General features: G+C 36.5%; 7 protein-coding genes, 2 tRNA genes and 1 rRNA gene. 9 read left to right on the top strand and 1 reads right to left on the bottom strand.

Features of this window, described 5'->3' with window-relative positions:
• Nucleotides 1–120: 120 nt before the first annotated feature.
• Together LRP83_RS22935 and LRP83_RS22930 are read left to right on the top strand one after the other, a co-directional pair.
• Nucleotides 121–195 (top strand) — tRNA-Asn (locus LRP83_RS22935).
• A 31-nt stretch (nt 196–226) separates the two neighbouring features.
• Nucleotides 227–300 (top strand) — tRNA-Arg (locus tag LRP83_RS22930).
• Nucleotides 301–449: 149 nt separating this feature from the next.
• On the opposite strand, the gene LRP83_RS22925 is transcribed toward LRP83_RS22930, so the two are convergent.
• A complete protein-coding gene (locus LRP83_RS22925; RefSeq protein ID WP_230499152.1) occupies nt 450–791 on the bottom strand; it encodes a hypothetical protein in 342 nt (113 codons plus the stop codon).
• Nucleotides 792–1,147: 356 nt separating this feature from the next.
• On the opposite strand from LRP83_RS22925, the gene LRP83_RS22920 reads away from it, so the two are divergent.
• The 7 genes from LRP83_RS22920 to LRP83_RS22890 form a co-directional block, all read left to right on the top strand.
• Nucleotides 1,148–2,575, top strand: a complete 1,428-nt coding sequence (locus LRP83_RS22920; RefSeq protein ID WP_230499151.1) for a stalk domain-containing protein — start codon at nt 1,148–1,150, stop codon at nt 2,573–2,575.
• Nucleotides 2,576–2,587: 12 nt separating this feature from the next.
• Complete coding sequence (locus LRP83_RS22915) at nt 2,588–3,442, top strand: phosphate ABC transporter substrate-binding protein (protein WP_230499150.1); 855 nt, start codon at nt 2,588–2,590, stop codon at nt 3,440–3,442.
• Between the two features lie 257 nt (nt 3,443–3,699).
• Nucleotides 3,700–4,629 (top strand): phosphate ABC transporter permease subunit PstC, encoded by a 930-nt coding sequence (gene pstC / locus LRP83_RS22910; RefSeq protein WP_230499149.1) that lies wholly within the window; start codon nt 3,700–3,702, stop codon nt 4,627–4,629.
• Nucleotides 4,630–4,631: 2 nt separating this feature from the next.
• Nucleotides 4,632–5,522 carry a phosphate ABC transporter permease PstA gene (gene pstA, locus LRP83_RS22905; protein WP_230499148.1) on the top strand — a complete coding sequence of 297 codons (891 nt, stop codon included), beginning with the start codon at nt 4,632–4,634 and terminating at the stop codon, nt 5,520–5,522.
• 352 nt (nt 5,523–5,874) lie between these two features.
• Nucleotides 5,875–7,185, top strand: coding sequence for an alkaline phosphatase (locus LRP83_RS22900; protein ID WP_230499147.1), 1,311 nt, complete (start codon nt 5,875–5,877; stop codon nt 7,183–7,185).
• Nucleotides 7,186–7,340: 155 nt separating this feature from the next.
• Nucleotides 7,341–7,643, top strand: coding sequence for an MTH1187 family thiamine-binding protein (locus LRP83_RS22895; protein WP_230499146.1), 303 nt, complete (start codon nt 7,341–7,343; stop codon nt 7,641–7,643).
• 429 nt (nt 7,644–8,072) lie between these two features.
• Nucleotides 8,073–8,190: ribosomal RNA gene (locus LRP83_RS22890) — 16S ribosomal RNA — on the top strand; the annotation flags it as partial.

The raw sequence follows: 8,190 nt of genomic DNA, 5'->3' as shown, positions 1-8,190 counted from the left end.
TTAGAGCGCACGCCTGATAAGCGTGAGGTCGATGGTTCGAGTCCATTTAGGCCCACCAGAATTTTTTGCAAAGCAAAATAATTAGAGATTTTTGCGAAAGCAAAATAACCTACCAATTGTTCCGCAGTAGCTCAGTGGTAGAGCATTCGGCTGTTAACCGAACGGTCGTAGGTTCGAGTCCTACCTGCGGAGCCATTTTTTTGTTTAATTTTACTATACATATGATGTGCCTTTAGCTCAGCTGGATAGAGCGACAGCCTCCTAAGCTGTAGGTCGGAAGTTCGAATCTTCTAAGGCACGTAAATAAGAATAAACGCTTGGATATTGATCCGAGCGTTTTTTTGTATGCAAAATTCTTGAATGACAAGCAAATAACGCCTACTAGGAACAAGCATTCCAAGGACTTACTGATGGAATTCTTTTCTCTTATATTTAAGACGGGCTTATCTCTAATGTATCTTTATTTGGCTGAACATGCCTTTTTTGTCGTTAGTACAGGAAAGCAAGTAATATGTAACACAATAATTAGAAGCCTCTATTATATAAAATGTAGCACCAGGATACTCGATAAAACGAACAAATTCTGTAAATAGAGTCTTTGCTGCAGGTGAATTAAAATGATTCATTTCCATTTTGACTATATACGTGTTATCCCTAAATTTTATGGAGGCATCATGAATAATATGATGCTCTTGTTTGTGTTCAAAAAAGCTTCTAATTTCACTTAAAACTCCGATTTGATACTCCAAATTTATCCCTTGCGCCAAATCATTCAACACACTTTTATCCATAATCATCACCTTTTTTATTTTATTGTTGTGTAGCTTAATAACCTTGCACAATAAATTTCTACGTTTATTATGCCAAATCAATATTAAGGGATTGTGGCGATTGTGTTATGGATTTATAAAGCTAGGTATTATGACATGCTATTCATAAAAAAATATATTCATTACCTATTAAATGGATTTAATACCATTATTTACACTATTTATACCTGAAATTTACAAAATTAATTTTAGGTATAAACGGGCTTTACAATCAGGATTTATAATTCATTTGTACTAAGGAGTTTGAGGGGAAGAGATTGGGACTTTAGTTTGGAAGTTTAGGATTTAAAATAAAAAACAATATCAGGAGGAGAATCATGAAAAGGACTCTATCAAGTTTAATTGTTGCAGGTGTACTTGTTAGCTCTGTTCCAACAATTATTCCAATGAATGTCGTCAATGCAGCTCAAGTCAGCCAAGATACAAAAATGAAAGCTTCCACTCAATATGTATTTGTGGATGGAACTACCCAAAAGATAGCTTCTCTTCAAGTGAACGGAAATACCTTATATTCCGTTAAAGAAATTGCGAGATATACTCAAGCTACGTTTACATACGACGTAAAATCTAAGACCTACACTCTAGCAGTTAATGGTCAAAAAGCTACTTTTACAAGACAATCAACTCACATTACATCTAATAATACAAAAATGGAACTAGCTGCACCTGTCAATATTTTTAACAATCAAACTTACATCGATTTAGAGTCTTTAGTTTCGGCGCTAGGTGGGGACGTTGTGAAGAACGAAGTCACTGGAGCAAAATTCATCGTTTCAAAAGGTTTAGTATCAGGGTCTTTTTCTAATGCGAAATGGCTGAACGGAAGTCAAATCTTGTTTACGAGTGAAGATGAAAATGCCTACGTATTTAATGTGAAAACGAAAAAAGTAATCAAACAGTTTCCAGTTTTAGAAATGGTCAGTTCTCCTGACGGGAAGCAAGCTGTTTATACAGATGATACTGGTTTTGTTTATTTACTAGATTTTGAGACGGGAAAAACGACGCAAATTAGTAGTGATGAATCCTTTAAGGCAGAATTTAAGTGGTCATCTGATGGAACAAAGGTTTTCTTCTTGCAAGGGGACAAGAATGAAACGATTTCTTCAACGTCTGTAAAGGATGGGAGTATAACGACAATCCTTGATGACAAAGTAGAATATAAATCGGACCTAGTGATCTCAGCTGATGGAAGTAAAGTGTTTTATACGGCAGCAAAACAAGCTGAGACAAAATATACAGATGAGGCAAAATCAGATGTAGAAACGATTGTGACGGATGGAACGGAGCCACAAATCTACTCAGTTGATGCGAATGTACAAGGTTCAAAGCCAGTAGCGATTTCTTCATCGAAGGAAAACAAGTTTTTCACCACTCTATTGCCAAACGGAGATGTCCTCTATTTAGGCGTTGATGTAGAAGATGAAGAAAAACTATCAGAATTAAAATTGGTTCAATCCAATAACCAAACTACATTAGTAGCAGAAATGCAAATCGAGTCTATTAACATGACTAAAAATGGCAACGTGTACCTATTAGTTACAGAAAAAGACGAAAGCTCTAGTATTTACAAATTGGATGTAAGCACGAAAAAGCTTGAGAAAAAATTAAATACTCCGCAAGCTGTAACAGGCTTTGACATCTCATTAGATGAAAAGCAAATGGTTGTTATGGTATCAACTGAAGACGGTGAGAAATTAACGGTTTTAAAGAATGGTAGTTTAGAAGCATTAACTAAAACGAATTAAGGAGAAGATAACATGAAAAAATTGACATTGCTAGTCCTCTCATTTGCTTTATTATTTGGCTATTCATTTGGAGTACAGGAATCTACTGCTAGTGCGAAAACTCTTTCTGGAAAAATTGTTGTCGCTGGATCTTCTGCTCTACTTCCATTGACACAGCAGGCTGCGAAGGAATTCAAGAAAACCAATCACAAGGTATCTATCTCTGTATCAGGCTCATCTTCGATCGCTGGTCCACAATCGGTTTTAAAAGGTTCGGCTACAATCGGTGCAAGTGATTGGGATGCCACAAAGCCAGTACCAGGTTTTAAGGCATTTGAAGGTTTGGTAGCTCATAAGATTGCGGTTATTCCTTTTGCGACGATTGTTCATAAAGATAATAAAGTGAAAAACCTTACGACTAAGCAATTACAAGATATTTATACAGGGAAAATTAAGAACTGGAAAGACGTTGGCGGGGATGACCAAGAAATCGTAGTGGTAACTCGTTCAGTTGGTTCAGGAACACGTGTAAACTATATCGAAAAAGCCCTAAATGGGGTTGATATAAATGATAAATCATCTAATGTTGTGAAAGCTGGAAAAAGCGGTGAGATGGTAACAAAGGTACAAGAAAACAAATACGCTATTGGTTATGTTGACCTTCCATATGTAAAAGGGAACATAAAAGCGGTTGATTTTAATGGAGTAGCAGCTACGGTTGAAAATATTAAGAATGGAAAGTATGGTATCTGGGGTTATGGATATCTGTTAACGAAAGGTCAACCAAAGGCTGCAGATAAGGCGTTCATCGAATTCATTCAATCTGCCAAATTTCAAAAAAATACGGCTGCCAAATTAAAGTTTATTCCTCTTAGTGAAATGAAGTAAACATCATTGGGAGAAGCCAGTCCCTTAATTTTCATAAGGGGCTGGTTTTTAAAAAATAAGAAAGTATAACTTTTTTTGACTTCGAAAGTTGTCCAGCTCCAGCGCCTAGTGAACTTCACTCACCTTCCCTACGATAAGTCAACATCGAATCGCAAAAAACGCGATTCGTGTTTCCTTTATCGAAAGGGAGGAGAGCTCCAGTTCATACGCCGCTAAACGGGCGCTTACGCTTTTCTTTGAAAATCGGAGGTTTCCTTATGGAAAAAATCATTTCAAACACAACTAATCTTTTAAAAAATCCACTTTTAATAACGAAGGCTTCTTTTAACAAGAATTACATTAAAAATCATTTATTTCGTTTTTATAGTTTATTGAGTGTTCTTTTACTTGGATTTATTTTGCTAATGATTCTATTTTTTATTGGAAAAACGGGGATTTTGGTTTTTAAGGAAGTCTCGCTTGCCGACTTCTTTTTTTCTCTTAATTGGGAGCCATATGAAGATCATTACGGAGCGGGAGTTTTTATTCTAGGGACGCTTGCTTTAACGACTTTAACGTTTTTGATTGCAGTCCCCATTTCCTTAGTTATGGCCATTTTTTCTGCTGAAATTGCTCCGATTTGGTTGAGAAATTTAGTAAGACCGATTTTAGACTTATTGGTTGGAATTCCATCGATTGTTTATGGCTATCTCGGAATCACCATTTTAGTTCCATTTATACGAGAGGTAACTGGTACCTCGATAGGGGAAGGTTTATTAGCAGCAGCGATCGTGTTGACGATTATGGTTTTACCTACTATTACCCGTATTAGTGATGACGCGATATCGGCCGTTTCGCAAGATTTTCGCGAAGCAAGCTATGCACTAGGTAGCACAAGATTGCAGATGATATTTAAAGTATTGTTGCCAGCAGCAAAACAAGGAATCATAACAGGAGTTATTTTGGGAATGGCTCGGGCGATCGGGGAAACAATGGCTGTTGTAATGGTGATTGGAAATACAGCGATTCTACCGGCCAATTTATATTCACCGACCTCTGTATTAACGAGTAATATTGTTATGGAAATCCTGAATGTTCAATACGATTCGACTTGGAACTATGCTTTATATATGATGGCGTTTCTTCTTTTATTGATATCACTAGTATTAATTTTTATCATTCGCAAGCTTCGTGTAAAAGGAGTTTAATTATGAGGGAATCATTATTTCATCAACATCGGAAAAAAAATACTTTGGCACTCATAGGTGATAAGGTTTGGACGGCGCTCTTTTGGGCAGGCTCCTTATTGATTATATTTTTAATAGGATGTTTATTATTCTTGATTTTAGGCAAAGGGTTAAAATTAATGACTCTTGATTTTCTGATAGACCTTCCTGATGAAATCGAAGCTGGAGGAGGAATTGGTCCTTTCTTGTTTAATTCGATATATGTACTGGTCCTCTCCTTGTCAATTGCGATTCCAATGGGGATCGGAGCGGGGATTTATCTTGCTGAATATGCACCTCGTAATCGTTTTACAGAACTAGTAAGAACCTGTGTAGAAGGTTTGGCTTCGGTTCCATCTATTGTTATTGGTTTATTTGGATACGTATTGTTCGTTGAATATTTTGATGTTGGATTAACCGTTCTAGGGGCATCCATCTCATTAGCGATCTTGAACTTGCCCATTTTAACTCGAGTGACTGAAGAGGCGATTTCAATGGTCCCTCAGGAATTAAGGGAGGCATCTTTAGCCTTAGGGGCAACGAAAGCTCAAACCATTGTACGTGTTGTCCTACCATCTGCACTAAACGGGATATTAACAGGAATAAGTTTAACGGCTTGTCGTGCCTTTGGAGAGTCAGCAGTCATTCTGCTAGCTGGAGGATCGAGTACATCTGGTTTTATGTGGGATTTCAATCTACTATCACAAGGTGGAACACTACCTGTCCATCTTTGGTATATTCAATCAGAAGCATTAGTGGAGGACGCGAAAGAAATTGCAGACAAGTCAGCTGCGGTAATGGTGTTAACCATTTTATTCCTAAGCTTTATTATTCGCTTACCGATTTGGATTCGAGAACGTAGGTTTAATAGGTAAGTAAAGTAGGTTGTTTTAAAAAAAAGGAATCAGTATATGTATTGCTTTTGTTACAGGTTGGTCTCAGTGTTAAGGGAAGTTTAATCAAAGGTAAATATGATTTTATAAACATTTCTAGTACATTTGATAGATATATGATTTCGAATGCTGCTAACAGAGAAGTTATAGGGGATTATTCATCCAAAGATAATAGGTTTTTAGCCTTAGAAATAGGGTTACAATTCTAATTATGTGAATCTTACTACGTGTTTTTATGAGTTTCTATTATATTTACACTCCTATAATGGTGCCTTAAAATTCAACACTTATACTCCATATTGTACATATCAAATCACAATATGGAGGGAATAACATGAAATACAATTTCAAAAAGAAGGCATTATCGATTGCTGCTGTTTCGATTCTTACATTAGGGTCATTCGCAGGGGCTAATCTGTCGCAATCTAAAGTGGAAGCAAAATCTAATATGAATAATGGAAAAGTGAAAAATGTTATTTTTATGGTACCTGATGGTTATTCGGCGGCTTATGCAACAAACTATCGATTGTTTAAAGGGGAAGAATCCATTATGGATTCCATGCTAGTTGGAATGCACCGTACTTATTCCGCTAATTCTGAAATAACAGATTCAGCTGCAGCAGGAACTGCGTTTGCTACTGGGGTGAAAACAAATAACGGTATGATTAGCACTTCACCTGAAGGTAAAGAGTTGAAAACCATCCTTGAAGCGGTTGAAGAAACAGGAAAAGCATCTGGATTAGTAGCGACTTCAACGATCACGCATGCGACACCTGCAGTTTTTGCATCTCATGTGGCTTCCCGTGCGAATGAGGCTGATATTGCTCCACAACTTATTGATAATGATGTAGAAGTTATCCTTGGTGGAGGGAAGAAGTATTTTCCTGAATCCCTGTTAAACGATGCGAAAAAAGAAGGCTATGAATATATCACAAACAAAAACGAATTAAGTAACGCGAAAAAAGCAAATAAATTAATTGGATTATTTGCTGAAGATAGTATGGCTCCAGAATTGGATCGTGATACTACCAACCAGCCAAGCTTAAAAGAAATGACTCAAACAGCACTGGATGTTCTAAAAAAGGATAAGGATGGCTTTTTCCTTATGGTTGAAGGAAGTCAAATCGATTGGGCTGGGCATGATCAAGACGCAGCTTGGGCTATGAAAGATACAGAGACATTTGAACAAGCAGTTGAAGCAGTTATTGAATTTGCCCAAAAGGATAGAAATACGTTAGTTGTTATAGCGGGTGACCATGATACAGGTGGAATGTCTGTTGGAGGATACGGTCATGGTGATGTGAAGGTGGAAGTGCTTCGTCAGGTATCAGCAACAGGTGATTTTATGGTAAGTAAATTAGATTCTACCCGCAGTAATGTGAAAGAAGTTGTAAAGCAATATACAACTCTAGACCTTACCGAGGTTGAGGTTCAAAAAATAAAATCGGCATTAAAACCTGATATTGCTATAAATGAGGTTATTTCTGAACGTGCTTCGGTAGGATGGACTAGCACGAATCACACAGGTGTAGATATTCCGTTATATGCATTTGGACCAAAATCTGAGCTTTTTAGCGGTTTACATGAGAACACAGATATTCCTGGATTAATGGCAAAAGCCATGAACATTAGATTTTTACAATAAAAATAATAAAAAAAGGCACTGTCGTTCATTTAGACAGTGCCTTTTGCTAGTTTCTATAAGAAAAAGGGATTTTATTGTAATAAACAATAGTTTTCCCTAATTATAGGGTGTATTCTATTCTAATGGAGAAAATAATTTTATAGGAGGAAATAGAGATGGCAATAATTGATGTTACCGTGATACCATTAGGGACAAGTACACCAAGTGTTAGTGAGTATGTTGTTGAAATACAAAAAGTCCTTCGACAGTATGAAGGAAGAATCAAGTTTCAATTAACACCGATGAGCACATTAATAGAAGGGGATTTAAAATTGTTACTTGAAATTGTTCAAGAGATACATGAAGTTCCCTTTCAAAAAGGTTTACAAAGAGTTTGTACCAATATTCGAATCGATGATCGGAGAGATAAAGAACACTCAATGGAGCGAAAGCTGAAATCTGTTGAAACGAAATTATAATAAGTAGTATCGATAACTCCGAAGAGTGGAGACTAGAATATGCCACTCTTTCTTCAATTAAAGAAGAGACTGTAGCTAATGATAGTATTGTAAAATAATTTTTTATGTAAAAAGTATTGACTTGTTTCGTGCGAAAAGGTAATATATAAATCTGCCGCGATGAGAATTTTACGCGATTGCAAAAAAACATTTTTTTTAAAAAGTAGTTGATTTTAATAATAGTTTTTGTTATTATTAACTCCTGCCGCTAAGAAGTACGGCAGTTTGAAAACTTTAAAAAGAATGCTTGACACTTTGAGGGCGAGATGTTATATTAATATCCTGTCTTTCAAAAAATAGTTCTTTGAAAACTAAACAAAACAGAAACGTCAACGTTTAAATTTAGTCTTTTTATAAAAAAGACAACTTATGAGCAAGTCAAACACTACTTTATTGGAGAGTTTGATCCTGGCTCAGGACGAACGCTGGCGGCGTGCCTAATACATGCAAGTCGAGCGAATCATTGGGAGCTTGCTCCCTTTGGTTAGCGGCGGACGGGTGAGTAACA

This window comes from Pseudoneobacillus rhizosphaerae, assembly GCF_917563885.1.
GTDB lineage: Bacteria > Bacillota > Bacilli > Bacillales > Cytobacillaceae > Pseudoneobacillus > Pseudoneobacillus rhizosphaerae.
The sequence above is the reverse complement of the archived record's forward strand: the minus strand, read 5'-3'. Positions and strand labels throughout refer to the sequence as shown.

Bases quoted from the DNA above. Each gene is read 5' to 3' on its own strand.
- LRP83_RS22915 (WP_230499150.1), top strand. From the start codon at position 2,588: ATGAAAAAATTGACATTGCTAGTCCTCTCATTTGCTTTATTATTTGGC.
- pstA (WP_230499148.1), top strand. From the start codon at position 4,632: ATGAGGGAATCATTATTTCATCAACATCGGAAAAAAAATACTTTGGCA.
- LRP83_RS22900 (WP_230499147.1), top strand. From the start codon at position 5,875: ATGAAATACAATTTCAAAAAGAAGGCATTATCGATTGCTGCTGTTTCG.
- LRP83_RS22920 (WP_230499151.1), top strand. From the start codon at position 1,148: ATGAAAAGGACTCTATCAAGTTTAATTGTTGCAGGTGTACTTGTTAGC.
- LRP83_RS22895 (WP_230499146.1), top strand. From the start codon at position 7,341: ATGGCAATAATTGATGTTACCGTGATACCATTAGGGACAAGTACACCA.
- pstC (WP_230499149.1), top strand. From the start codon at position 3,700: ATGGAAAAAATCATTTCAAACACAACTAATCTTTTAAAAAATCCACTT.
- LRP83_RS22925 (WP_230499152.1), bottom strand. From the start codon at position 791: ATGGATAAAAGTGTGTTGAATGATTTGGCGCAAGGGATAAATTTGGAG.